28 protein-coding genes and 1 tRNA gene are annotated in these 23672 nt (G+C 70.2%); 8 read left to right on the forward strand and 21 right to left on the reverse strand.

What is annotated here, in order from left to right; genetic code table 11:
- Positions 1-4: 4 nt before the first annotated feature.
- Positions 5-766 carry an SDR family oxidoreductase gene (locus tag DI272_RS18420; protein WP_109496410.1) on the reverse strand — a complete coding sequence of 254 codons (762 nt, stop codon included), beginning with the start codon at positions 764-766 and terminating at the stop codon, positions 5-7.
- A gap of 151 nt (positions 767-917) precedes the next feature.
- On the opposite strand from DI272_RS18420, the gene DI272_RS18425 reads away from it, so the two are divergent.
- Entirely contained in the window at positions 918-1748 is an 831-nt protein-coding gene (locus DI272_RS18425; protein WP_109496411.1) for a helix-turn-helix transcriptional regulator, read from the forward strand.
- 331 nt (positions 1749-2079) lie between these two features.
- Here the strand turns inward: DI272_RS18425 and DI272_RS18430 are convergent, their stop codons facing one another.
- Positions 2080-3474: a cystathionine beta-synthase gene (locus tag DI272_RS18430; protein ID WP_109496412.1), complete on the reverse strand. Its 1395-nt coding sequence runs from the start codon at positions 3472-3474 to the stop codon at positions 2080-2082.
- Between the two features lie 149 nt (positions 3475-3623).
- Between DI272_RS18430 and DI272_RS18435 the strand changes: the two genes are divergently transcribed.
- The 3 genes from DI272_RS18435 to DI272_RS18445 all read left to right on the forward strand — a co-directional run bounded on the left by DI272_RS18435 (position 3624) and on the right by DI272_RS18445 (position 7122).
- Positions 3624-4661 carry an SGNH/GDSL hydrolase family protein gene (locus tag DI272_RS18435; protein ID WP_109496413.1) on the forward strand — a complete coding sequence of 346 codons (1038 nt, stop codon included), beginning with the start codon at positions 3624-3626 and terminating at the stop codon, positions 4659-4661.
- Between the two features lie 150 nt (positions 4662-4811).
- Entirely contained in the window at positions 4812-6032 is a 1221-nt protein-coding gene (locus DI272_RS18440; protein WP_109496414.1) for an acetyl-CoA C-acetyltransferase, read from the forward strand.
- A 307-nt stretch (positions 6033-6339) separates the two neighbouring features.
- Positions 6340-7122 carry a hypothetical protein gene (locus DI272_RS18445; RefSeq protein WP_181387235.1) on the forward strand — a complete coding sequence of 261 codons (783 nt, stop codon included), beginning with the start codon at positions 6340-6342 and terminating at the stop codon, positions 7120-7122.
- Between the two features lies 1 nt (position 7123).
- Here DI272_RS18445 and DI272_RS18450 read toward each other — a convergent pair whose 3' ends face one another.
- Entirely contained in the window at positions 7124-7435 is a 312-nt protein-coding gene (locus DI272_RS18450) for a hypothetical protein (protein WP_181387236.1), read from the reverse strand.
- A gap of 104 nt (positions 7436-7539) precedes the next feature.
- On the opposite strand from DI272_RS18450, the gene DI272_RS18455 reads away from it, so the two are divergent.
- Positions 7540-7770, forward strand: a complete 231-nt coding sequence (locus DI272_RS18455) for a DUF4287 domain-containing protein (protein WP_109496416.1) — start codon at positions 7540-7542, stop codon at positions 7768-7770.
- Between the two features lie 263 nt (positions 7771-8033).
- Here DI272_RS18455 and DI272_RS18465 read toward each other — a convergent pair whose 3' ends face one another.
- From DI272_RS18465 to DI272_RS18495, 7 genes are all read right to left on the reverse strand, one after another.
- Complete coding sequence (locus DI272_RS18465) at positions 8034-8969, reverse strand: Bax inhibitor-1/YccA family protein (protein ID WP_109496418.1); 936 nt, start codon at positions 8967-8969, stop codon at positions 8034-8036.
- A gap of 218 nt (positions 8970-9187) precedes the next feature.
- Positions 9188-10363, reverse strand: a complete 1176-nt coding sequence (locus DI272_RS18470) for a 4-hydroxybenzoate 3-monooxygenase (protein WP_109496419.1) — start codon at positions 10361-10363, stop codon at positions 9188-9190.
- A 917-nt stretch (positions 10364-11280) separates the two neighbouring features.
- Positions 11281-12150 (reverse strand): GNAT family N-acetyltransferase, encoded by an 870-nt coding sequence (locus tag DI272_RS18475; RefSeq protein ID WP_109496420.1) that lies wholly within the window; start codon positions 12148-12150, stop codon positions 11281-11283.
- A gap of 97 nt (positions 12151-12247) precedes the next feature.
- The gene (locus DI272_RS18480; RefSeq protein ID WP_109496421.1) at positions 12248-12445 is read right to left on the reverse strand and encodes a hypothetical protein; all 198 of its coding nucleotides are present in this window, start codon (positions 12443-12445) and stop codon (positions 12248-12250) included.
- Between the two features lie 11 nt (positions 12446-12456).
- Positions 12457-13572: a radical SAM protein gene (locus DI272_RS18485; protein ID WP_109496422.1), complete on the reverse strand. Its 1116-nt coding sequence runs from the start codon at positions 13570-13572 to the stop codon at positions 12457-12459.
- Positions 13573-13665: 93 nt separating this feature from the next.
- A complete protein-coding gene (locus DI272_RS18490; protein WP_181387237.1) occupies positions 13666-14148 on the reverse strand; it encodes an ATP-binding protein in 483 nt (160 codons plus the stop codon).
- Positions 14149-14215: 67 nt separating this feature from the next.
- Positions 14216-14791, reverse strand: a complete 576-nt coding sequence (locus tag DI272_RS18495; protein WP_109496424.1) for a hypothetical protein — start codon at positions 14789-14791, stop codon at positions 14216-14218.
- 165 nt (positions 14792-14956) lie between these two features.
- Between DI272_RS18495 and DI272_RS18500 the strand changes: the two genes are divergently transcribed.
- The 3 genes from DI272_RS18500 to DI272_RS44535 are packed head-to-tail and all read left to right on the forward strand — an operon-like array spanning position 14957 to position 17053.
- A complete protein-coding gene (locus DI272_RS18500) occupies positions 14957-16267 on the forward strand; it encodes a hypothetical protein (protein ID WP_258314600.1) in 1311 nt (436 codons plus the stop codon).
- Positions 16267-16830, forward strand: a complete 564-nt coding sequence (locus DI272_RS18505) for a GNAT family N-acetyltransferase (RefSeq protein WP_109496425.1) — start codon at positions 16267-16269, stop codon at positions 16828-16830. The genes DI272_RS18500 and DI272_RS18505 overlap by 1 nt, the downstream gene beginning before the upstream one ends.
- Positions 16831-16879: 49 nt before the next feature.
- Complete coding sequence (locus DI272_RS44535; protein WP_181387238.1) at positions 16880-17053, forward strand: hypothetical protein; 174 nt, start codon at positions 16880-16882, stop codon at positions 17051-17053.
- A gap of 67 nt (positions 17054-17120) precedes the next feature.
- On the opposite strand, the gene DI272_RS18510 is transcribed toward DI272_RS44535, so the two are convergent.
- From DI272_RS18510 to DI272_RS18560, 11 genes are all read right to left on the reverse strand, one after another.
- The gene (locus tag DI272_RS18510; RefSeq protein WP_146238350.1) at positions 17121-17423 is read right to left on the reverse strand and encodes a hypothetical protein; all 303 of its coding nucleotides are present in this window, start codon (positions 17421-17423) and stop codon (positions 17121-17123) included.
- Positions 17420-17833, reverse strand: coding sequence for a hypothetical protein (locus DI272_RS18515; RefSeq protein ID WP_109496427.1), 414 nt, complete (start codon positions 17831-17833; stop codon positions 17420-17422). Before DI272_RS18515 ends, DI272_RS18510 begins: the two co-directional genes overlap by 4 nt.
- 71 nt (positions 17834-17904) lie before the next feature.
- Positions 17905-17978, reverse strand: a tRNA-Leu gene (locus DI272_RS18520).
- 293 nt (positions 17979-18271) lie between these two features.
- Positions 18272-18679: a hypothetical protein gene (locus tag DI272_RS44540; protein WP_181387239.1), complete on the reverse strand. Its 408-nt coding sequence runs from the start codon at positions 18677-18679 to the stop codon at positions 18272-18274.
- Positions 18679-18912 (reverse strand): holin, encoded by a 234-nt coding sequence (locus tag DI272_RS18530; RefSeq protein ID WP_109496428.1) that lies wholly within the window; start codon positions 18910-18912, stop codon positions 18679-18681. The genes DI272_RS44540 and DI272_RS18530 overlap by 1 nt, the downstream gene beginning before the upstream one ends.
- Before the next feature lie 3 nt (positions 18913-18915).
- Positions 18916-20010, reverse strand: coding sequence for an N-acetylmuramoyl-L-alanine amidase (locus DI272_RS18535; RefSeq protein WP_109496429.1), 1095 nt, complete (start codon positions 20008-20010; stop codon positions 18916-18918).
- A gap of 1 nt (position 20011) precedes the next feature.
- Positions 20012-20305, reverse strand: coding sequence for a hypothetical protein (locus tag DI272_RS18540; protein ID WP_146238351.1), 294 nt, complete (start codon positions 20303-20305; stop codon positions 20012-20014).
- A 10-nt stretch (positions 20306-20315) separates the two neighbouring features.
- Positions 20316-21440 carry a hypothetical protein gene (locus tag DI272_RS18545; RefSeq protein ID WP_109496431.1) on the reverse strand — a complete coding sequence of 375 codons (1125 nt, stop codon included), beginning with the start codon at positions 21438-21440 and terminating at the stop codon, positions 20316-20318.
- A 99-nt stretch (positions 21441-21539) separates the two neighbouring features.
- Positions 21540-21881, reverse strand: a complete 342-nt coding sequence (locus DI272_RS18550; RefSeq protein WP_109496432.1) for a hypothetical protein — start codon at positions 21879-21881, stop codon at positions 21540-21542.
- A gap of 9 nt (positions 21882-21890) precedes the next feature.
- The gene (locus DI272_RS18555; RefSeq protein WP_109496433.1) at positions 21891-22685 is read right to left on the reverse strand and encodes a hypothetical protein; all 795 of its coding nucleotides are present in this window, start codon (positions 22683-22685) and stop codon (positions 21891-21893) included.
- Positions 22686-22928: 243 nt separating this feature from the next.
- Positions 22929-23660, reverse strand: a complete 732-nt coding sequence (locus DI272_RS18560; RefSeq protein WP_258314601.1) for a hypothetical protein — start codon at positions 23658-23660, stop codon at positions 22929-22931.
- Between the last annotated feature and the right edge of the window lie 12 nt (positions 23661-23672).

Consider the following 23672-nt stretch of genomic DNA (forward strand, 5'->3'; position numbering starts at 1 on the left):
CCGGTCACGCCTGGCGGGTCGGCAGCACCATGATCTGACGCAGGTTGACGTGCCGGGGACGGCCGGCGGCGTAGGCCACGACGTCGGCGACCTCCGCCGCGGACAGCGTGCCCAACGCGTCGACCATGCCGTCGATCTGCTCCCGCAGCCCCTCGCTGTCGATGTGCGAGGCCAGCTCGGTCCGCGTCAGCCCGGGCTCCACGTTGGTGACCCGCACGTCCCGCGGCCCGAACTCGCTCCGCAGAGACTGGGAGAGGTAGGTCAGCGCGGCCTTGGTCGCCCCGTAGACCGCGTAGTTGGGGAACGTGAGGTGCGCGCCGATGGACGAGATGTTGACCAGGTCCGCGGTCCGCCCCTCGGCGGCCGTGCCCACCAGGTCCGCGGTGAAGGCCCGGATCATCCGCAGCACCCCGGTGACATTGGTGTCGATCATCCGCTGCCACTCGTCGCTGCGCCCGTCGTCGACGGGATTCGGCAGCATCACGCCCGCCGCGTTCACCACCAGGTCGACGGCCCCGTAGGCGGCGTGAATCCGCTCCACGGCCGCGGCCACCGAGCCGTCGTCGGTCACATCGGCGACCACGGCGAGCGCCTGCCCGCCGTCGGCCCGGATCTTCTCGACGACGGCGTCCAACCGGTCCCGGCGCCGCGCCAGCACCGCCACCTGTGCGCCCTGAGCGGCCAGGAGGACGGCGACGGCCTCACCGATCCCGCTCGCGGCGCCGGTGACGACGGCAGTACGGCCGGCCAGGTTCTCGTACGACATTGCGGTGCTCCTCGGTCTCGGAAGTCCGCCAGGCTGCTCCCCGGCGGCACCGACCACCCTGCGCGGCCCGGCCGCCCGTACCCAGGGATGCGCTTTTCCTGGGTCTGGCAGTACCAGGTTCCGACCCGCCCCCTCCCCTACGATCGAACCCATGGACGGGGATCTCGGAGACTTCCTGCGCTCGCGCCGTGCCCGCATCCGGCCCGAGGAGGTGGGACTGCCCTCGCACGGGCGGCGCCGCGTACCGGGCCTGCGCCGCGAGGAGGTGGCCCAGCTCGCGGGAGTCAGCGTCGACTACTACATCCGTCTGGAACAGGGCCGTGGCGCAAGCGTGTCGGACGCGGTGCTGGACGCCGTGGCGCGCGTCCTGCGGCTGGACGAGACGGAGCACGCCTATCTGCGCGCGGTGGCCCGGCCCGGCAGGAAGACCGCCCGCCGCCCCGCCGCGCCACGCATCCGCCCCGGCGTCCAGCTGCTGCTGGACAGCATGGAACGCGCCCCGGCGTTCGTGCTCGGCCCCGCCATGGACGTCCTGGCCTGGAACGCCCTCGCCGACGCCGTGAGCGGCTTCAGCCGGATGCCCGCCGCCCGGCGCAACGTCGTCCGGCAGCTGTTCCTGGAGCCCGAGGGCCGCGACCTCTACCCCGACTTCGCCGCGGTCGCCGCCCAGACCGTCGCCCATCTGCGGCTGAACGCGGGCGCCCGCCCCGACGCCCCCGGCCTGCGCGACCTCGTCGGCGAACTCTCCCTCAAGAGCGAGGACTTCCGCCGCCTGTGGGCCGACCACCAGGTCAAGGCCTGCATGTACGGCGTGAAGCGCGTCCGGCACCCGGTGGCGGGCCTGCTGACCTTCCCGTACGAGTCGCTCACCCTCCCGGAGACCCCGGACCGCACCCTCGTCGTCTACACACCGGAGCCCGGTTCGGAGACGGCGGAGCGACTCGCGCTGCTGGGAAGCTGGGAGTCCGCTCCCGCCCGCTGAGATCCCGCAAAGAGATATGTCGCGGGGACCGCCGCACCCCCGTTACCGGGGGGCGGGACGACGGCGGTCCCCGCGAGGGACGTCGACCGGGTCAGGGCCAGGTCTCACGTCCGGCGTCCATGGAGGTCCGGGAGCCGCTCCGGAGGTCCTTGGACGTTCGGCGCCGGCCGGGGCGGGGAGCCGCTCCCGCCCTGCCGACACCCACTAATGTGCCGGACCCGTGTTAAGCGAGTGCTGCGCGGACGTGACACGCTCGTACCACTTCCGCGAAGTCCACCGCCGCGACGACGCAACACAAGTTCGCCGCCCGCCCCGCCGGTTCACCGGACGTTCACCGCTGCTTCCCGCCCTTGGCCAGGAAAGCCAACAGGTCCTGACGGCTGATGACACCGGTCGGCTTGCCCTCGACGAGGACGATCGCGGCGTCCGCCGAGCCCAGCACCGACATCAGGTCGCCGACCGGTTCGCCGGAGCCGACCTGCGGGAGCGGCGCCGACATGTGCTTCTCCAGCGGGTCCTCCAGGGAGGCCCGCTTGGTGAACAGGGCGTCGAGCAGCTCGCGTTCGACGACCGAGCCGACGACCTCCGCGGCCATCACGTCGGGGTGTCCGGCGCCCGGCTTCACGATCGGCATCTGCGAGACGCCGTACTCCCGCAGCACCTCGATGGCCTGACCGACCGTCTCGTCGGGGTGCATGTGGACGAGGGACGGGATGGCGCCGTGCTCCTTGTCGTCGAGGACGTCACCGACGCGGGCGGACGGGCCCTCGTCCTCCAGGAAGCCGTAGTCCGCCATCCACTCGTCGTTGAAGATCTTCGAGAGGTACCCGCGACCGCTGTCCGGCAGCAGGACGACGACCACGTCGTCCGGGCCCAGGCGCTCCGCGACCCGCAGGGCCGCCACGACCGCCATGCCGCAGGAGCCGCCGACCAGGAGGCCCTCCTCCTTGGCGAGGCGGCGGGTCATCTGGAAGGAGTCCTTGTCGGAGACGGCGACGATCTCGTCGGCGACGGTCCGGTCGTAGGCGGTCGGCCAGAAGTCCTCACCGACACCCTCGACGAGGTAGGGGCGCCCCGAGCCGCCGGAGTAGACCGAGCCCTCCGGGTCGGCGCCGATGACCTTGACCTTGCCGTCGCTGACGTCCTTCAGATAGCGGCCGGTGCCGGAGATGGTGCCGCCGGTGCCGACGCCCGCCACGAAGTGGGTGATCTTCCCCTCCGTCTGCTCCCACAGCTCGGGGCCGGTGGAGTGGTAGTGGGAGAGCGGGTTGTTGGGGTTGGAGTACTGGTCGGGCTTCCACGCGCCCGGGGTCTCGCGGACGAGGCGGTCGGAGACGTTGTAGTACGAGTCCGGGTGCTCGGGGTCGACGGCGGTCGGGCAGACGACCACCTCGGCGCCGTACGCGCGCAGCACGTTGATCTTGTCGGTGCTCACCTTGTCGGGGCACACGAAGATGCACTTGTACCCCTTCTGCTGGGCCACGATGGCCAGCCCGACGCCGGTGTTGCCGCTGGTCGGCTCGACGATCGTGCCCCCGGGCTTGAGCGCGCCGCTCTCCTCCGCCGCCTCGATCATGCGCAGCGCGATGCGGTCCTTCACGGACCCGCCGGGGTTGAAGTACTCCACCTTCGCCAGGACGGTCGCCTGGATGCCCTGGGTGACGTTGTTGAGCCTCACGAGCGGGGTGTTGCCGACGAGGCTGATCATCGAGTCGTGGAATTGCACCGTTGTCTCCGGATGCTGCAAAAGATGTGGTCGTAGTGGTTCCGCCAGCCTACGGCCCCGTGGCGGTTGTTCACTCCTCGTTGCGATTGGACGACGGTCCGTACGGGGCAAGGAGTGGATGTACGGCAACGAGGAGGTGGCGGCGGCGCATGACGAGCATGTCGAGGGCGAGGGTGGCCCGGCGGATCGCGGCGGGCGCGGCGTACGGCGGCGGCGGTATCGGGCTCGTCGGCGCGGCGGCCGTGGGCCTGCTGCTGGCCGAGGTGCAGCTGGCCAAGCGGCAGGTGGGCAACGGCAACGGCGCGTCGCCGCACGTCCCCAACGCGCAAGGTCTGTACGGCCTGTCCTATTCCACTCCCGGTGAACCACCCTTGCGGCTGACGATGCTGGGCGACTCCACGGCGGCCGGTCAGGGCGTGCACCGCTCGGGGCAGACCCCGGGGGCGCTGCTGGCGTCGGGACTGGCGGCGGTGGCCGAGCGTCCGGTGGATCTGCGCAACGTGGCACTGCCGGGCGCCCGCTCGGACGACCTGGACCGTCAGGTGGCGCTCGTTCTCGCGGACCCCGGCCGGCTGCCGGACATCTGCGTGATCATGATCGGCGCGAACGACGTCACCCACCGCATGCCGCCGACCCGTTCGGTGCGTCATCTGTCCACGGCGGTACGGCGGCTGCGCACGGCCGGCGCGGAGGTGGTGGTCGGCACCTGCCCCGACCTCGGCACGGTCGAGCAGGTGCAGCAGCCGTTGCGCTGGCTGGCCCGACGGGCCTCCCGTCAGCTGGCGGCCGCCCAGACGATCGGAGTCGTCGAACAGGGCGGCCGCACCGTGTCGCTGGGCGACCTGCTGGGCCCGGAGTTCGCGGCGAATCCGCGGGAGCTGTTCGGGCCGGACAACTACCACCCGTCGGCGGAGGGGTACGCGACGGCGGCGATGGCCGTCCTGCCGACGGTGTGCGCGGCGCTGGGGCTGTGGCCGGCGGAGGAAGAGCGTCCGGACGTCAGCCGCCGCGAGGGCTTCCTGCCGGTGGCGCGGGCCGCGGCGGAGGCCGTGGCGGAGCCGGGCACCGAGGTCACGGCGGCCATGCCGACGGGGCCGAAGGGGCCGTGGGCGCTGCTGAAGAGGAGGCGGCGGCGCCGGGTGCCCGAGCCGGAGCCGACGCCTGTGACGCGGTCGGTCGAGACATGAGCCCGTCGCTTCTCCCGCCCAGCAAAAAAGCAAGCGCTTAGAAAACTGCGGCCAGGGTCACACCGCGACACCCGTGACCTCGCCCATACGTACGGGTAACTTCCCAACCAGCCCTGCCCGGAAGAACCCCGTACCGCCAATGGAGCCGTGATGCCCGAAGCAGTGATCGTCTCGACCGCCCGCTCCCCCATCGGCCGCGCTTTCAAGGGCTCCCTCAAGGACCTGCGCCCGGACGACCTCACCGCCACGATCATCCAGGCCGCCCTGGCGAAGGTCCCCGAGCTGGACCCGCGGGACATCGACGACCTGATGCTCGGCTGCGGTCTGCCCGGCGGCGAGCAGGGCAACAACCTCGGTCGCATCGTCGCCGTGCAGATGGGCATGGACCACCTGCCCGGCTGCACGATCACCCGGTACTGCTCCTCCTCGCTCCAGACCAGCCGCATGGCCCTGCACGCCATCAAGGCCGGCGAGGGCGACGTCTTCATCTCGGCCGGCGTCGAGATGGTCTCCCGCTTCACCAAGGGCAACTCCGACAGCCTCCCGGACACGCACAACCCGCTGTTCGCCGAGGCCGAGGCCCGTACCGCCGCGGTCGCCGCGCAGGAGGGCACCACCTGGCACGACCCGCGTGAGGACGGCCTCGTTCCCGACGCCTACATCGCGATGGGCCAGACCGCGGAGAACCTCGCCCGCTGGAAGGGCGTCACCCGCCAGGACATGGACGAGTTCGGCGTCCGCTCGCAGAACCTCGCCGAGGAAGCCATCAAGAACGGCTTCTGGGAGCGCGAGATCACCCCGGTCACGCTGCCCGACGGCACGGTCGTCAGCAAGGACGACGGTCCGCGCGCCGGCGTCACCATGGAGGCCGTCGGCGGTCTGAAGCCGGTGTTCCGCCCGGACGGGCTGGTCACGGCCGGCAACTGCTGCCCGCTGAACGACGGTGCCGCCGCGGTCGTCATCATGAGCGACACCAAGGCCCGCGAGCTGGGCCTGACCCCGCTCGCCCGCATCGTGTCCACCGGCGTCTCGGGCCTGTCCCCCGAGATCATGGGCCTCGGCCCGGTGGAGGCGTCCCAGCAGGCCCTCAAGCGGGCCGGGCTGACCATCGACGACATCGACCTGGTCGAGATCAACGAGGCGTTCGCCGCCCAGGTGATCCCCTCCTACCGCGACCTGAACATCCCGCTGGAGAAGCTGAACGTGAACGGCGGCGCCATCGCCGTCGGCCACCCCTTCGGCATGACCGGCGCCCGCATCACCGGCACGCTGATCAACTCCCTGCAGTTCCACGACAAGCAGTTCGGCCTGGAGACGATGTGCGTCGGCGGCGGCCAGGGCATGGCGATGGTCATCGAGCGCCTGAGCTAGCCGAGTTGGCGCCTCTTTCGGCGCAACGCCGAAAGTAGTCGCCCGCACACCCGCCGTGAGGCCATGGCCCAGAACCCTTGAACCACCAGGGTTCTGGGCCGTTTTGTGATCCAATCTCCCCCAGGATGTGACCTATCTCCCTTCGCGCAGGGATTTACGCAGGTCAGAACCGTTCTCACACTAAACCCCGGGCCCAAAGTCCTGTCCGTTTCGTGACGTTACGCACTGACAGCGGGATAGTCCGCCCTTCAAGCTGATGTAGGAAGTCGGGGGTCGACTTTGAACCGGGAGTACGTCAGTGAGCGCCATGCCGATCGCATTGCTGGTCACCACGGCCGCCACGGGCGCCGTGGGCGTCGCCGTCCTGCGCACCCTCTTGCAGCTGCGTCGACAGGTGGCTGCCCTGCACACCCAGCTCGCCGAGACGAGTGCGGCAGCCGCCGCGCACGGCTTCGTGCCCGCCGCCCGTCTCGCCGGTGAGGCCGACGAGATACGCGCCGCGGTGGCCGAGGCCCTCGCGGAGGAGCGGGAGCGGGAGCTGGCCGAGGCACGCGCCTTCTGGGCCGCCCAGGAGGCCCGGGACGCCGACGCCCCCACCCTCCTCGGGCTGACCGACAGCGAGCTGTTCCTGCCCCGGCAGAGCGACTTCGCGGGCCTGGAGCACCTGGAGCCGGTCGCCGAGCCTGCCCCGGACGCCGACGAGTTCGCCGCCGACTCCCCCGAGCTGGCCGCGGCCCGCCGCCGGCACCCCTCGCACCCGGACTTCGTGCCGGTCCAGTCACCGGTCGTGAACGACCATGAGCGCACGGTGGCCACGCTGGAGGAACTCGCCGCGTCCCGCACGGAACTGGCCGACGTCCGCCCCGGCCCGCTGGGCACCCTCGACGTCTACGTCTTCGCCGACGGCACCACCCTGTGCATGACGCCGGGCCACAAGGAGACGGCGGAGCGCCTCTCGGCGGCCCTGACGGCGGGCGAGACGCCGATACTGCTGGGCGGCTCGGGCATCTCGGGCGCGTACACGCTGACGTTCGCCTGCGGCGCGGAGAACGTCTACATCCTGGCGGACCGGGTCATAGCGAGCCTGTAGCTCACACGCCCGCGCGGCGCTGCGCCTCCGCCACCAGCCCTACGGCTTCCTCGATCTGGCCCTCGTCCGTGAGGACGAGGGCCAAGTCGTGCACGGCGACGGTGATTTGGTCCGCGGCGGCGAACATCCCCGCGTCCGGCATCTCCCGAGGCTCCCTGGACGGATCTTCGAGCAGCTGCGCCCGACGGGCGAACTCCCTGGCCAGCCCCAGCGCTTCCGCCGCCGCTCCCCTTTGCAGCCGGCTCTGCGGAGCGGCCCGCAAACGGTCGGCGAAGTGATCCACAGCCTGCGTCAGACGCGTCGTATCAGCCACGGCGCAACCGTACGCGCCGCACCGGGACTGTTGCCAACACGCGAACGCTCAGGCACGGTGACCTGAAGGACCGGCTTACATCCCCTTTGCGTCCGGAGGCGCCGATGTCCCACGTCCTCTCCGAGGAGACCCACCGCAACATGCTCGCCCGCATCCCCCACTGCACCGGTCGTGAAGTCTCCGACTGGCTCCGCACCGTCGAAGAAGGCCCGGCTCTCTTCCGCTTCGAGGAAAAGGTCAGCTGGCTCCGCCACGAACACAACCTCGCGTACGGCCACGCGAAGGCGATCGTCCACGAGTACGACCTGAGGAGGGCCGCGCGCAAGTTCCTCTAGGGCCTGTCCGGCGGATCAGGTCGCAGGAAAGCGGCGGCGCCTTGTCAGCGCAGGTGAGCGGGGCCTGGCGCGTCGAACTGCAAGGCGGAGAAGGGCGGCGACGCGGAGCGTCGGCAACCGACGACAACGCCGCAGACCGGCGTGCCAGGCCCCGCGTCTGCGGCATGATCCGCTGCACAGGCCCTGGACGCGCACGCACACACCCAAGACGCCGAAGGGCCCCGGGACGGATGCCCGGGGCCCTTCTGTACGACCGTGGGTGATCAGTCGCTGTTGAGGATCGAGATGAGCCTCAGGAACTCCATGTAGATCCAGACCAGCGTCAGCGTCAGGCCGAACGCCGCCAGCCAGGCCTCCTCCTTCGGCGCGCCGTAGGCGATGCCGTCCTCGACCTGCTTGAAGTCGAGGGCCAGGAAGCAGGCGCCGAGCAGGACGCCGATGATGCCGAACACGATGCCGAGGCCGCCGCTGCGGAAGCCGAGGCCGTCACCGCCGCCGAAGACGGCGAACAGCAGGTTCACGGCCATCAGCAGGACGAAGCCGAGCGCGGCCGCCATCACGAAGCCGTAGAAGCGGCGGTTGACGCGGATCCAGCCCGCCTTGTAGGCCACGAGGACCGCGGCGAACACCGCGAGGGTGCCGATCACCGCCTGCATGGCCGCACCGCTGGCGATGCGGTTGTCGACGACGCTGGAGACCACACCGAGGAAGACACCCTCGAACGCGGCGTACGACACGATCAGCGCGGGCGAGGCCTTGCGCTTGAAGGACTGGACGAGCGCCAGGACCATGCCGATCAGACCGGCGCCGACGGCGATGCCGTACGACCGGCTGATGTTGGCGTCGTCGACCGGCAGCGCCGCCCAGGCAACCGCGGCCGTGACGATGAGAACGCCGAGGGTCGTGCCGGTGCGCATGACGACGTCGTCCATCGTCATCCGGCCGGTGGTGACCGGGGCCTGCGGCGGCGCGCCGTACTGCAGGTCCTGCTGGGCGTAAGGGTTCTGCGCGTAGGGGTTCTGGCCGTACTGGTTGCCGTCGGTCGGCTGCGCGTACGGGTTGCCACCCTGCGGCTGGGCGTACGGGTTGCCCTGCGTACCCACGGCTGCGCCCCCGGCCTGCGGCTGGGCGTTGAAGCCCGCGTAGCCGTTGTCGCGGCTGAACCCCCGTCGCGAGAAGACCGGGTTGCTGCTCCTCATTTCACTCCTCCATGGCCACCGTGCGTGGCCTTGGCGTCAAGAGTAATGGAAAGGCAAAGGAATGACCCTAGTGCTTGAGGAGGATCTTTCCCTCGCTGTGCTGCGCAACACGCTACGCGGCCCCCTGATTCCCAGCCACGGAGGGGCCGAATCATGACCAACCCGGGACATGGCCGGAATCCGCCGGAGATCACTTCCTTACGCCGGCCCGACGCCGCTCAGTCCAGCGGGAACCCCGTGTAGCCCTCGGCGAGGTCGGCCTCGGCGGCCGGGGACCCGGCGATCCGTGCCAGCCGCGCGACCTGGAGCCGGTCCTCGAAGGGAGTCGCGTCGGGCGCCCGGTGCAGGAGGCTCGTCATGTCGTAGGAGAACCGCTCGGCCTGCCACACCCGGCGCAGACAGGTCTCCGAGTAGGCGTCGAGCAGCGCGGCCGACCCGGTCTCCCGCTGGTGCGTCAGTGCCCGCGCGAAGGTGACGACGTCCCCGACGGCGAGGTTCAGCCCCTTCGCCCCGGTCGGCGGGACGATGTGGGCGGCGTCCCCGGCGAGGAAGAGCCGGCCGTGCCGCATGGGCTCGTGGACGTAGGACCGCATGGGCGTGACGGACTTCTGGGTGATGGGGCCGCGGTCGAGCGTCCAGTCGTCGTCGGTCTCGAAGCGGCGCTCCAGCTCGTCCCAGATCTCCTCGTCGGCCCAGGCGTCGGCGTCGGTGCCCTCGGGGACCTGGAGGTAGAGCCGGGAGACGGTCGGGGAGCGCATGGACAGCAGCGCGAAGCCGCGGTCGTGGCGGGCGTAGACGAGTTCGTCGTGGGAGGGCGGGACGTCGGCGAGGATGCCGAGCCAGGCGAAGGGGTACGACCGCTCGAAGACGCGGGTGAGTTCCTCGGGGACCGCCTTGCGGGCCACCCCCCAGAATCCGTCGCACCCCACGACGTAGTCGCACTCCAGCACGTCCTCGCGGCCCTCGTGCCGGAAGCGGACGACCGGGGTGTCGGTGTCGGCCCCCGCCACGGCCAGCGCCTCCGCCTCGAACAGCAGCGGACCGCCCTCCTTCAGCTGGAGGGCGATGAGGTCCTTGCAGACCTCGGTCTGCGCGTACACCATCACGGACCGGCCGCCGGTGAGGGCGGGGAAGTCGACGCGGTGCCGTCTGCGCTCGTACCGGAGCTCGATCCCGTCGTGCCGCAGCCCCTCGCGGTCCATGCGCTCCCCGGCCCCGGCCGCGCGCAGTACGTCGACGGTGCCCTGCTCCAGGATTCCGGCGCGCTGGCGCTGCTCGACGTAGGCGCGGTCACGGGCCTCCAGGACGACCGATCCGATGCCCGCGTTGTGGAGCAGCCGGGCGAGGAGGAGTCCGGCGGGGCCGGCTCCGATGATGCCGACGGTGGTGCGCATCGACGGACCTCTCTGTTCGCGTGGGTGGGACGCTCTGTTTGTTCGTACAGTGAAATTTCCTTCACCACTGTTGGTCGAGTCTGCGACGGCCCGCGGCGGCTGTCAACGGTCGGGGCGCCGCGGGGATCAGGAGCGCGAGGGGCGCCGCTTCGCGGGCCCGGACGCCGGCGTGAAGAGTTGAACGGAGCGTGCCGCCGCAAGCGGCATCCAGCCGCCGGTTCTACGGAAATGGGCGAGAGAGGTCGGAAGTGCCCGGAACCGGACTTGAACCTGACCCGGGACCCCTTCTGACCTGGTGCGATGCCCTGACCTCGCGTGACACCCCCCGATCTGCACGCATCGGCCCGCATTCCCCCGTCACGGCCCGTAGTCGGTGCGCCAGTGGCGCACGCTTTGGCGCACCACCTCCCAGCCTGCGCTGACGCCCATCTGGGCACGTCTTGCCCTCGTCCGAACGTCACCGTCTGCCATGGCCGGATCGCTTCGGTTCCCCGCTCTCGCAGAGCCATGACCTCGCGCGCCTGAGCGACCAACAGACGGCTTTGACGCGCTTCTTACGCTCCGCGCTCTGGCGGTTCGTGGCAGTTTTCTGCTCAGCTGCATCTGATCCGCACGAGTGACTCGTATAAGACGGTGGACCCGGCACGTTCTCTGCCGGGTCCACCTAGCGAGTCCGGCATCCTGCCGCGGAGCAAGGGGTGCCGGACTCGCGTCACGACTCTGGGCGCCTGCTTATGCGGAGCAAGGGCCAGAGCCGCTACGCCACCCCCTTTCGGGAGCAGCGAGTTCCAGACGAACACGAGCGGTTCTCTGCGGCAACCATCTTGCATTGAAATGTGAGGGCTGCGTGGTGGATTGTGCGCCACGCTGTTGAGTACCGCGCACAACCGCGCTTACGTATTCGGACGTTCGTGCTTCTACGCCTCCGTCTGGATCACATATCCGAGAGACGCCAGTCCCTCTCTCGAACAGAGCCTGTCGGACGCGCCGCCGACTTCCGTCTGGAGGAGCTGGTAGGCGGCGCCGTGCTGGTGCCCCCAGTGCATGGCGGCCCGCCACAGCGTCCGGCCGTAGCCTCGCCCGCGGTAGTGCGGCAGGACTCCGAAGTACTGCGGCAGCAGCCGCGCCCGGCCGGCAGCGTCGCCCATCGTCTCCATCGGCCCGATGGCTCCCGCGACGGTGTCCCCGTCCAGGATGGTGAGGACCGGGCCGACCGTGCCAGCCTGCATCTGCTCGTAGAGGAACGCGAAGCCGTCGCCTGCCATCAGCTCGGCGAAGACCGCGAACCGCTCGGGCTCGGGCAGCTCCTTGTAGTCGAGCACCGGAGTGTCCGCGGCCGGTCCGGGGCCGTCGGTGAAGTCCTTGAACTGGACGCGCGTCCCGCCCGTCGCGTGCGCGTCGGGCTGGTCGGCGCTTAGGAAGTGCACGATGCGCGCCTTCCTCGCTCCGTGCGCCGCGACGAGCTTGCGCGCCAGGTCGGCACCGCGCGACGGGCTGTCCATGGCCGTCCCGTACACGTAGACCTTGACCACGCCCCCGGCGCGCTCGGCGAGCGTAGGGATCAGTGTCAGGCCAGGCCTGTGCTCGATGGCGTCGGCCAGGACGCGTTCGGTCTTGGTGTCGAACCATCGCTGGTCTTTGTCCCAGGGCAGGAAGCGGCCGGTGCCGGCGTTCTCGACGACTGCCTCGAAGAGGCCGTGCACCGGGTCGTCCTTGCGGACGGGGCCGAGGGTGGGCACGTACGGCACGGTCATCACGGGCTCAAGCCAGTCCCTGTGAAAGCGCATACCCCGCACGCTACCCATCTCCCGCACGCACCGCAGGCCCCCGGCGAAGCACGTCGGGGGCCTGCTGCATCACCTTGCCGGTCGAGCGCCGATCACCCTAGTGCGGGTTGTCGTCGCCCGCCTCACACGAGCACTTCGCGCCCTCCGCGATCTCGTCGAGGTTGCGGATCGACTGGATCGTGGTGACCGGCTCGACCTCACCGAGGACCGGCCTGGTGAAGTACCGGCGGTCGTCGGGCTGGCGGGGCGGCCCGTCGTCGGCCAGCGGGCGCCGCGGTGAGAATTCGACCGTCACAGCTGTCATGTTCAACCTGCCTTCGTTGATCCGTGCTGGCAGTAGCTCGCCAGCGGGGCCTTCGCCGCCTGGAAGTGCTTAGCCAGGGGCCTGCAGACGGTGCAGGAACCGGACAGCGTGCAGCCTGAGCAGCCGCCGGTGCGAAGCATGAGGCGGTCCGCGATCTCTCCCAGCCGGGCGAGGCCCTGGATGCCCTCGTGGGGCAGGCTGATCTGGTCGTCGCGGCCGATCTTGCAGATGGACACCAGGCCGTGCGGGTCCATGTGGAAGAAGATGTGTCCGGCGTTGCAGCCGGTGAAAGGCTTCCGTGCCCGCAGGTGCTCCTCGGACTGCGCGGTCAGGACCTCGCCGCCGCCGTAGATCGTCGGCGTGATGTTCGTGTAGACGACGTGCTCCACGCCCCACGACTCGCACAGCGCGACCATGGCGTCCCGCTCGTGCGCGTTGTCGTCGGTGACGATCACGCTCATGCGCAGCGGCAGCCTCGCGTGGCGGGCGGCGTTCATCCCCTGCACGAACTGGTCCCACGCGCCCTCGCGCTGCGTCAGCTCGTCGTAGCTGGCCTTCGTCGCACCGTACATCGACACCGTGACCCGGTACGGCGGGCACTCACGGAAGAGGCGGAGCAGGTTCTCCCGCCACAGCAGCGAGCCGTTCGTCGAGATCGTGATCATCATGCCGAGCTCGAACGCGTACCGGTACGCGCGCATGAAGTCCTTGTCGACGGTGGGCTCGCCGCCGGTGATCTGGAGCCACAGCACGCCGGCCTCGGCCATGACGTCCAGACAGCGCTTCTTGTCCTCCCACGGCATGCCCGAGTTCATCTTGAGCCCGAGGTAGCAGTGCTTGCAGGCGTAGTTGCAGCCGAGGTTGATCTCCCAGCTCGCCTTGCCGTACCCCCAGCTCGACGGCTGGCGCACGAGCGTGGACTCGCCGAGCGGGCCGCCGACGTCGAGGTCATCCCACTGCTCACGGACGGCGTCGACGTACCAGGCCGGGGCCGGCTCGGCGGGGTCGAGGGCGCGCAGCTCCTCGTAGCGAGGCGCGGGGAGGAGGGCGCCGCCTCGGCTCCCCGGCCGCATGAGGACGCGCTGTTCCAGGAACGGACTGACGATGAGGCGGTGCATGCGGGCTCCAAACGGGAGGATTGGGCCGCCCCGGCCGGAGGGAGAGCCATTTCGTCTGCGACCGGGGCGGGGTCTGTGGTGACGGGCGGTGCGTCAGTAGTGCGCGGCCATGCCGGTGAGGACTGCGGCGGCAACGGCGAGGAGTATCAGGACGTAGACGACCTGGGCGCGGGGGCTGCTGAATATCGGCACGTCCGGGTCGGGCATCGGCACCGCATCGGGCGCCTGCAGATCCGCCCAGACCCGCTTGCCCCACGGGAGTGGTTCAGCGCCCCACTGCCGGGAGACGGCTTCCACGAGGGCCAGGCCCCGGCCGTGGATCTCGTCGTCCCCTGCGGCAGTCCGCTTCGGCAGGGTGCGGCTGAAGTCGACGACGGCGACGCGCACCTGGCCGTCGTCGAGGAGGCGGACGGTTACGCGGAAAACCTCACGGCGGGCGTGCAGGACGGCGTTGGAGGCGAGTTCGGAGACGGCCAGCTCGGCGCTGTCGACCAGATCCGGCAGTTTCCAGTCCGTCACCGCGGTGCAGGCGAAGCGGCGCGCGGCGGGCACCGATTCCGGCACGCGCCGGAACACTTCGCTCACCTCCGGCGTGCCGTCCGCGGCTAAGTGGCCATGCAGCAGATGGCGCCGTGTCATCACCTCAGCCACCGGCCTGCCCGTGTGTGGCGTTCATGAATGCCGCACTCCGATCACTCGGGCTGGATTGCGTGAGTCGTCTCCAGCCCGTCGCGACCAGCTCGGCGACCTTGTCGGCGTCGCACAGCTTGCCGGGCTCGTCCATCGGAGATGCCCAGTACGACACGTCCCGTTCGTACTGGGTGAGCCTCACGGCGGGGACCCCGAGGCCGATACCGCGAGGCAGGCTCTCGGCGACAGGCACGCGCCAGTCGTAGGCGACTCCACCCGGGACGAGGGCGTAATAGCGCTCGAGTCCGGCGGTCGCAAACACCGGTCCCCTGTCGAGCGCTTGCAACAGGAAGGGGTCGACGGCGAATGCGTCATCCTCGCCGGCGGCGGCCCTGACGATCGCTCCGGGAATGCGGATAGCGTCGAAAAACGGGCCGCACCGCAAGATCGCCGTTCCCTGCGTCTCCCACTCCTGGCGCGCTTTGGCAGTGTCCGGCGCCGCGAGGAGGAGCCACGCCTCGACGGCGCGGGCGCGTTCAGCGCCCATGATCACCCCAGCCTCGGGCTGGCTCGTCTGCGTGCACTTCACGGTTCCGGCCTCCTTCGCGCTCGCTCACATACGAGCCAACTCCCGTGCAGCCGAGAGCGCCGGAACTGCGACCGGACTTTCGACCGGACTTTTCAGCGGACCGGACTTTCAGGGTTGGAGAAAGGGGCTACGGTCAGTACACGAGTGAATCTGCGGAGGTACGAAGTGGCTGAGCTGACGCCCTTCGAACACGCCTGCATCGCGGCCGGGTTGAAGGAACCAGCGGACTTTTTACGGACATTCGAGGACACAGCTCAGCTCCTCGGCGAGCCCGTTAATGTGACGGACCGGCAGGCCCGGCGATGGCGCCGGGACTACCCTCCCCCGACACCGCGGGCGCGGGCATGGCGAGTACTGCATGCGATGTTCGGCTTCGATCCGATCGAGCTGGGATTCCGCAACCGCCCGCCGGGTGTCACCGTGGGGAGTGCACCGCTCCTCGCACAGGAAGGCCCCGAGAGCGTGAATCGTCGGGCGTTCATGAAGGACACCGTCGGCGTCGCTGCCGCAGCAGGAATTCCCGCCCCAGCGGATAGAACGACAGCGACCGGACCGAAGGGTGCAGTCGGCACCGCCCACGTCATCGAGCTCCGGGAAGGCCTCCGCTCCCTCTACCAACTCGATGACGCCTACGGCGGCGGTGACGTCCGCTCGCTCGCCCGCAAGCACCTCAAGCGGATCGAGCGCATCATCAACACCGCCAGCTACCCTGAAACGATCGGCCGGCAGCTCCAGCTCCTCGCCGGCGAGACCGCCGAGCACTGTGGCTGGCTCTACTACGACGCCGACGAGCAAGGCCGCGCCCGCCGCTACTGGGGAGAGGCCCTCACGACGGCGACCGTCCTCGGCGACGACAACCTCGCCATCATGGTCCTCGCCTCATTGAGCATGCAGGCTAGCTACGAAGGGCGGCCCCGCCAAGGCCTCGACCTCGCCCGAGCAGCCCAGGAACGCGCCCTGCGGTACGGCTCCCCAATGCTGCAATCCCTCCTCGCCTCCCGGGAAGCACGCGCCCTCTCGCTCATGGGCGACACGCATGCAGCAAAGCGGCGGCTCGTCCAGTCCATGAAGCTCGTCGACCAGGGCGAGCGCGGACGGCCCTCGCCTGAGTGGGCCGCGTTCCACGGCCATGCCGAACTCGACTACGCGCAGGGCCTGTACTTCACCGAGGCCGGTCACCACGGCAGGGCCGTGCAGTTCTTGCGGGCCGCCCTCGACCACCAGGACCGCACCTACGGCCGCAACCGGGCCCTGTACCGGCTCACTCTTTCCCGCAGCCTCGTCCAGTCGGGAGAGGCTGACGAAGCCGCGCATCAGGCCGTCGAGAGCCTTGACCACCTGGAGGAAGTGGAATCCGGCCGCGTCACCCGGCGGCTCAGAGAGGTCACTCACCTGCTGCGGGGCGTCGACTCCGCCAGCGCGCAGGAGGCGGCCGACCATCTGACCGAGTACGTCGAGATGAGCGGAGCAGCGTGATGAGCGAGGTGACCTACGAACGCCACGACGCGGAACATGCCGCCCACCAGCTCGACACGTTCCTCCACGCGTACGAGGAGGTCTACGAGGAGCCGCCGTACTGCGAAGGACCGTCCGACGTAGCCGAGTTCATCCAGCACTACCGGGTCCAGGCCCGGCGGCCGGGGATGCGCCTGGTTCTGGCCCGCGAGGGCGGCGACGTCGTCGGCTTCACGTACGGCTACTACCTCTCGCCTGACACCCGCTGGTGGCACAACCTCCAAGACGTCAGACTGCCTGAGGAGTTCACGCGCGAGGACGGCAGGCGTACGTTCGTCATCATCGAACTGGCCGTGCGCAAGCCGTGGCGGCGGCGCGGCATCGCTGCCGAACTGCACGCGCGACTCCTGGAAGGGCTGGAAGCCGAGCGGGTCACCCTGACTGTGCGGCCCGAGCCCGAGGCCGCGCCCGCGCGGTCCGCCTACATCGAGTGGGGTTACCGGAAGGTCGGCGTGTCCCATCCGTGGGACGAGGCACCTCTGTACGACTGCATGCTCCGAGATCTCACAGGCCAGACGGTGTAGACGAAGAACCTCCGCCCCGGATGTCAGTGCTGGGTCGTACGGTGTGGGTATGCCCCTGTTTCGACGGCCTCACGGCCAGAAAGCGCCTGCCCGCGACCAGGTCAACACCCGTATCCGTATCCTGATGGATCAGCCGGAGAGCGCTGAACGCAGCGAGGAGTACCAGAGCCTGCTGCGCACTTGGGCAGAGGCGACGCGCAGCGACGTCGAGCCAGCTGCATGACGAAGCCCCACCCGTGCCGGGCCGGTTCGGGTGGGGCCTCGTGTCCAGGATTCCGCGAGTAGCACGCTCAGCTTGTGGACGTTCCGAACATACCGCCCGAAGCGGACCAGCCGTCGACGACAGGCCGGGCCAGCGCGAAGCTGCGCGGCACCCGCAGCGTCTGTCCGCGCCGCAGCCCTTCGGTGATCCCCTCGGCGACGTCTTTCCCGAACCGCTCCACGGCGAGGAGCGCCTGGCCGTGCGCGCACTCCCGGCACGACACCCGCCCATAGCCGCGCGTGCACACCCGGTGCCCCGCCTCGACGGCGTGCGTGTCGACCGGATGCCAGCACAGCGGGCACAGTCCGGCCGGCTCGTGAGACTCCGTCACCACACCTCACGCTCCGGCGGCTCCTGACCTTCGTGCGCGTCGTCGAAGTGCGCCAGGATCGCCGCCTCCACCCGCTGACGGAACTGGTGGGCGCGCTGCTCTGCCCGCTCGGAGAAGACCCGGCTGATCTCCTCCGGGCCGGCGCTCAGCGGCACGCTGATCGGGTCTACGTCATCCGCGTACATGTCCTCTTCGTGCGCCCAGCCGCAGCCGAGGATGCACGCGAAACGGACGATGCCACTACCCGGGTGAGGCCACAGCGGCGGCACGTCTGGTTCCGGGATGATCGTGCGCTGAGGGATGCGGGCCGCGTCCGCGCGGCGAGCGGCCTCCATCTCGGCGAACAGTTCACGGGTGGACTTCTGCGGCAGGCGGGCCAGCAGGTCGTCAAGGTCGGTGTCGGCGGTCACGGTGTCCTCCGTCTCATGCGGCGGACAGGATGCCACAAACAGGACAGCCCGCCTCATGGAGGCGGGCTGGGTGCCCGGGGTGGGGTTCGAACCCACACTTGACCGCGTTTAAGGCGGCTGCGTCTCCCAATTGCGCCACCCGGGCCGAGGTCAGACGGCGTTCTCCCGAACGCCTCTTCTCGTGCCAACGGGTCTTGCACTGCGCCGAGTTGTAGAGCCGTCTGCGCGGGGCAACCTTACTGCGCCCGCGTGACGGCCCATCACATGCGCCTCCACGAAGCGGCTTTGGCCATGACTCCCCCTGACTATGCGTCTGGCATGTGGAACCAGCCTCTCTTAGACCAGCGTGCCGACGCAGGGGGGATTTCGGTCAACGATCGTGCATAAACGCCCGAAAGGTGGACGCCCGCCCCCGGCGCACGAGGGGCGGGCGTCCGCTCAGCGGCCGGACGATTCGTCCGGCGGGTCCGGCTGGGCCGCAAGGATCGGCGGCTCGGAAGGCGGCTCTTGCGTGCACGGGTCCGGGCACAGGATGGCCAGCCGGTCGTTCGCCTGGTTCACGGCGTCCCGCAGGCTGTCGCCGCCGTTCGGATACACCTCGTGGTAGACCCGGGCCAGACGCTCCTCCATGCCCGCCATCCGCTCAAGGACCCCCGGCCGAGCCGGTACGCCGGGGCGGGGGCCTTCGCCGTACCAGTCGTCGAGGAACTGCGTGGTCCGCTGGAACAGCTGGAGTGCCGCCCGGCCGACTCGCCAGACCGCGGTGCCGACGCCGAGCAGTAGCGATATCGCCCCGCCCCACACCAGCACCCCGTCGACGGCGGGCACCCCCGTGCTCATGTCCATCACCTCCGCTCCTTTCCCAGATCGGGACGCGGGGTGTGCCTTGCCTTCCAGCCGGCCGCGAACGTGAGCAGACCGGGGACCAGGGCGAGGACGAGCGGGCTGAGGCTGTCCGGCAACGGCTCCAGAATCCGCGCGTTGTCCTGGACAGCGCCCAGGACACCGAGAAGCCCGGACGACGCCAGGTAGGCCGCGGCGGTCGCCCAGCCCACCTTGTGCTCGATGGGACCGGCCATCGGTCAGTCCTCCTTCCAGACCAGGGCCTTCAGCACAGCGCTGACGACCTCGATCCCGGTGTCGGCCTGGTTCAGCAGCCGCACCCGCATCGTCCGGCCCTCTCCGAGTCGGTTCACCAGCGGGATGGTGCGGAACGTGCCGCCCGCCGTGCCGATCACCTCGTCGATGGGGTGCTCCTGCTTGAGCGTCGTCCCCTCGTACTCGGACTGGCGGACCTGGACGACGTCGCCCTCCGCCAGGCCCTCGAAGCGCAGGCCGAGGGTGCCGGTGAAGCGGGCCGCGCCCGCGACGAACACCGCGCCGTTCGCGGGGTGGTCGCCGGGCTCGTCGTTCCACTCCTGCGTGAACGGGATCTCGGTCCACTCGCCGGGCGCCAGCTGGTAGCCGTGGACCAGGCCGAGATTGACGTATGCGGGCTGCATGGGGGTCGTCTCCTGTGCTGTTGGCGGGCTCCAGCTCGCCGGATGCGCCAGGCGCTCGGCGACGTCGGCGCGGAACTGCGCCATGGTGAAGGTGAACCGGCCGCGCTTGGCGTAGCCCTCGACCGGGCCGGCCGGATCGGGCTTGCCCTCGACCGAGGTCTCCAGGTGCCCGGCGGCACTGGCCGCACTCCAGGCGTGGAGGCGGCACAGCGCGGCGTCGAAGCGGACCCAGGTGTCGTACTGGGCGCGCGTGTAGACGTCTGCACCGTTGCCCAAGTTCTCGACTTCGAGCCCGTAAAGGGCGTCGTTGCCGTCGACGGTGCTGGACTTGTCCTGCTTGGGCAGCGGCTTCTCGGCGACGATCGCGTTGAAGACGTTGGTCGCCACCAAGCCCGCGTGGTTGGCGCGGCCGTCGGCGACCAGGACCAGTTCGCCGCTCTTGGGCAGGTAGGCGTGCGCGAGCGGCGGAGGCAGGCCGGGCCGGCCCCCCGTTGCGATCGTCGTCAGCGAGTTGGTGCCTGCGGTGTGGTGGTTGAGGATGCCGTGGACGGGGCCGAAAACCTTGCCCGTCGCGGCGTCCCGGCCGCGCTCGGTCCACCCGGGGTACTCGGTGAACCGGACGCCTTCCGCCTTGAGCGCGGCGCGCCACTGCGCAGGGGTCGCAGGCTGCGCCACCTCACACCTCCTCGGCCGGGCCGGTGTAGCCGCTCAGCCGCCGGGCGGTCGCCTCGGGAACGCTCAGCGCCAGGAGCGCCTGGTAGTCCTCCAAGCTCTGCTGCTGCTCCTGGTCGTGCAGCTCGGCCTCGGCGTCCGCGTTCGTCTGCTCGATGGCGGCGAGTTGCTGCGCGTACTCCTCGGCGGTGATCTCGGTCCCGCCCGGCGGCGGCGGAACCGGCTCACCGGTGTCCGTCACGGTCCGCTTGCTCACCGAGCCGTCCGCGTACTGGTAGTACAGGGTCCTGTCTGCCACGGAGGCCACCTCACAGGTTGAAGACGAAGGCGCGGATGATGGTCTGAATCCGCTGATAGGTAGCCCCGTTGGACCCGAGCCCCATGGTCACGGGGAGCGGCTCGACGAGCGTTCCACCAGGCGCGATGGTGCGGTGGTACGCCTTCGTCGTCTGCCAGTGGATGTTGTTCTGGACGCTGTTGCCGCGGTTCTCGAAGTAGACCGTGTCGTCGCCGCCCATTCCGTACATGGCCGTGGCGTTGACCGGCAGCCGCAGGTCGACGTCCACCTCGATCTCGACGATGACGAAGGCGTCCCGGCAGGGATCGGGGTTGGTGATGGACAGCGAGCGCGTGACGACCGTCGCCTCGGTGACCGTGGGCACGATGAGCGACGGGTACGCCTGGTCGACGAGGTCCGAGAGGTACGTCGCCCGGGGGCGCGGCTCGCTGCGGAGCTGGCCGGTGCTGTCGCAGTAGACCTGACCGGCCTCCGTGTCGAGGTCGCAGGGGTAGCCCCAGGCGCCAACGGACGCGGCGAGCGGGGCTCCTGCCGAGCCGTCACCGGTCAGGCCGCACTCGGTGGCGATCTCTGCGAACAGGCCGTCGGGACCGGCCTGGAGCAGGTTCGGCCCGCCTCCGGGCGGTGCCGGGTCCACGATGACGGCGGCGCTCACGTCGTACGGATCACCCGCAGTTCCGGTGCCCGTCACCGTCATGTCGACGGTCGGGGTGTCAGTCGCTTCCAGCGCCGTGGCGCCCGCGACCGGGGTATAGAGCCCGCCGTCAGTGCCGATCGTCGTCTGGTTTCCTGCGTCGCCGCTGATCTGCGCCTCGATCACGCCCGTCGCGGGGTCGTAGCCGATGCCGTCCCCGGCCGACAGGCAGCCGCGCACGTCCGCGCACTCAACGAACAGACCGTCAGGACCGCTGTGGACCAGGTTGCTTCCGCCGCCCGGCGGGGCCGGGTCGAGGATCACCGCGGCGCTCACCACGTACGGATCGCCTGCCGTACCGGTGCCGCTGACCGTGGTGTCCACAGTCGGCGTGTCCCCGGCCTGCACGGGTGTGGGGGTGGCGGCCGCGTCGGAGCTGATGACGTAGGGGCTGCTCGGGCTGCCGCTGCCGTCCACCGTGACGCCAGGGCCGGCGGTCACAGTGCAGGTGCACCGGCGGCTGCATCCGCAGTTGGACAAGGAGATCACTCCTGAGGTGGAGAGTCCTTGCCCGGCCCAGAACCAGCGGCTACCAGGAGTCTAGCTACCGGCGCCCGTCAGCAGCGGATCGTCGTCGAGCGGCCCTCCGTGCCCGGACAGGGCCCGCGCGGTCGCCTCGGGGATGCTGGCCGCCACCAGGTCCTCGTACTGCTGCCTACGGGCGTCTTTCTCCGCGGCGAGCATCTCCGCCACGCGGGCGTCGTGCTGTTCCCGCAGCGTCGCCCGCAGCTCCTCGTAGACCTCTTCGGTCACGAACTTCGCGCCCTCAGGCAGCTCCGGGTCCAGCCCGACGCCGACCTCCATCCGGCCGAGGACGCCGTCCGCGAACTGCACGAACCGCGTCTCCAGCTCGCCCACGGGCAGGCCAGGGATGTCCAGCATGGCGCCTCCTCACAGACTGATGATCATGGCCCGCATGATGAAGACGATCGAGTAGTAGTAGGCCCCGCCGCTGCCTCGGCCACCCGTCGCGGTCAGCGTGATCGGCGCGGACGCCCCCGGGGCGAGGGTGAAGCTCTCGGCCAGGAACTTGGTGCCCTGGGAGTGGACGCCGACGATCGAGCCCGTGCCGGTGTTGCGCATGTAGAACATCTCGTCGGACGCCACCCCGGTTCCGCCAGCGGCACCGGCCGGGAGAACCATCCAGACGTCGATCTCGCGCTCCGTGAACACCTTCGCCGGACGGCAGGTGTCCGGGTTGGTGATATTCACCGAGAACGTGTCCAGGGCCGTGTTCTGCGCGGCCGGGATCGGCACGTCGTTGTAGTCGCGGCTCTCGGAGTAGCTCGTGAACGACACCATGCCGCGTGGCTCGGAGCGCAACCGGCCCTGGCTGTCGCAGGCGACGACGCCGCCGAAGGTGTCGACGCTGCATGGGTACGGCCATGCCTGAGTGTTCGCCTTGACCGGGCTGCCCGCGGTCCCGTTGCCGGACAGGCCGCAGCCGGTGAGGACCTGCCCGCCGGCCGTGGGTACCAGGAGCCCGCCGTCGGGGCCGATGCTGACGTTGTTCCCGGCCTGCCCCGACAGGTGGGCGGCGATCACACCCGAGCCCTGGTCGTAGGTGATGCCGGGGCCACCGGACAGACACGGCCGGACGGCTTCGCACGGCACCTCGGCCGAGACCACGTAGGGGTTGGCAGCGGAACCGGACCCGCTGATCGTGACGTTGTCACCGGCCTGCACCGTGCAGTCGCACTGGCCTCCGCCACAGCCGCATCGCGCCACAGTCCCACCGTCCTTGCGGGGTTGTCTCGGCCCGGCCCAGAACCAGCGGCGCGCAGGGTCGAGTCTATCGACGGCCCTGCGGATGCCGTCCGGACGCGTCCGCGGATGGCATCCGGACACTATCCGGATGCCGCAGCGTCCACGCCTGTGACCTGGGCGGATGTCGTCCGGATGCCGTCCGGACGCGGCGTCCGGACGCGGTCAGGCGAACAGCCAGACGATCACGATGCCGTCATTGCCGGGGGTCCCGTTGACGCTGTCGCCGTCCCGGGCGAGGGCGCCGCCCGCGCCGCCGCCGAAGCCTCGTGCACCGCCGCCCGCGCCACTGGACGCGCGCTGCCAGCCGCCATGCCCGAGCCGCGCCTCACCTCCCGGACCGGACTGCCCCTGCCCGCCGTCGAGGCGGATAGAGCCGCCACTGGCGCCGCCGCCCTGGGACACGTCGCCAATCCCAGCAAGCGGACCAGCCACCCCCGAGAAGCAGGTGGGCGCGGAGCCCGACGTCATGACGACTTGCCCGCCGAAGCCGCCGTTCGCCGTGCACAGCCCGCCGAAGCTGGAGTTGCCGCCATTGCCGCCGTCGACCGTCGGCGTGCCCGCGGTGCCGCCCGCGCCCACGATGACCGTCTCGCTCGCGCCGAGCGCCGACGCCTCGATCAGCCGCTCCGAGTACCCGCCGCCCGTGCCACCTGGGTGCGCGACAAGCTGATTGGCGCTCGCCTTCGCCCCGGCCGCACCTCCCCCGGCCGCCTGCACCTGAACGAAAACCCGCGCGAGCCAGGGATAGTCGGCCTTCTCGAACGTGTCGTTGCCGGGGTCCTTGAAGTACACGATCTGCCGGAGATCGGCACTGCCCGGGACGATCGTCAGCCGGCCATCGTCGCCGACGTCGAAGTACTCCGGGTCCACGCACACTGCGGCCAGCGGACTCACCTCCTGCGGTGC

The sequence above is a fragment of the Streptomyces sp. Act143 genome, assembly GCF_003143935.1.
GTDB lineage: Bacteria > Actinomycetota > Actinomycetes > Streptomycetales > Streptomycetaceae > Streptomyces.

What these genes read in the sequence shown, in the direction of transcription:
- DI272_RS18420 (WP_109496410.1), bottom strand. Translation starts at nt 766, where the DNA reads ATGTCGTACGAGAACCTGGCCGGCCGTACTGCCGTCGTCACCGGCGCC.
- DI272_RS18425 (WP_109496411.1), top strand. Translation starts at nt 918, where the DNA reads ATGGACGGGGATCTCGGAGACTTCCTGCGCTCGCGCCGTGCCCGCATC.
- DI272_RS18435 (WP_109496413.1), top strand. Translation starts at nt 3,624, where the DNA reads ATGACGAGCATGTCGAGGGCGAGGGTGGCCCGGCGGATCGCGGCGGGC.
- DI272_RS18440 (WP_109496414.1), top strand. Translation starts at nt 4,812, where the DNA reads ATGCCCGAAGCAGTGATCGTCTCGACCGCCCGCTCCCCCATCGGCCGC.
- DI272_RS18445 (WP_181387235.1), top strand. Translation starts at nt 6,340, where the DNA reads ATGCCGATCGCATTGCTGGTCACCACGGCCGCCACGGGCGCCGTGGGC.
- DI272_RS18455 (WP_109496416.1), top strand. Translation starts at nt 7,540, where the DNA reads ATGTCCCACGTCCTCTCCGAGGAGACCCACCGCAACATGCTCGCCCGC.
- DI272_RS18465 (WP_109496418.1), bottom strand. Translation starts at nt 8,969, where the DNA reads ATGAGGAGCAGCAACCCGGTCTTCTCGCGACGGGGGTTCAGCCGCGAC.
- DI272_RS18470 (WP_109496419.1), bottom strand. Translation starts at nt 10,363, where the DNA reads ATGCGCACCACCGTCGGCATCATCGGAGCCGGCCCCGCCGGACTCCTC.
- DI272_RS18475 (WP_109496420.1), bottom strand. Translation starts at nt 12,150, where the DNA reads ATGCGCTTTCACAGGGACTGGCTTGAGCCCGTGATGACCGTGCCGTAC.
- DI272_RS18485 (WP_109496422.1), bottom strand. Translation starts at nt 13,572, where the DNA reads ATGCACCGCCTCATCGTCAGTCCGTTCCTGGAACAGCGCGTCCTCATG.
- DI272_RS18505 (WP_109496425.1), top strand. Translation starts at nt 16,267, where the DNA reads ATGAGCGAGGTGACCTACGAACGCCACGACGCGGAACATGCCGCCCAC.
- DI272_RS44535 (WP_181387238.1), top strand. Translation starts at nt 16,880, where the DNA reads ATGCCCCTGTTTCGACGGCCTCACGGCCAGAAAGCGCCTGCCCGCGAC.
- DI272_RS44540 (WP_181387239.1), bottom strand. Translation starts at nt 18,679, where the DNA reads ATGGACATGAGCACGGGGGTGCCCGCCGTCGACGGGGTGCTGGTGTGG.
- DI272_RS18530 (WP_109496428.1), bottom strand. Translation starts at nt 18,912, where the DNA reads ATGGCCGGTCCCATCGAGCACAAGGTGGGCTGGGCGACCGCCGCGGCC.
- DI272_RS18550 (WP_109496432.1), bottom strand. Translation starts at nt 21,881, where the DNA reads ATGCTGGACATCCCTGGCCTGCCCGTGGGCGAGCTGGAGACGCGGTTC.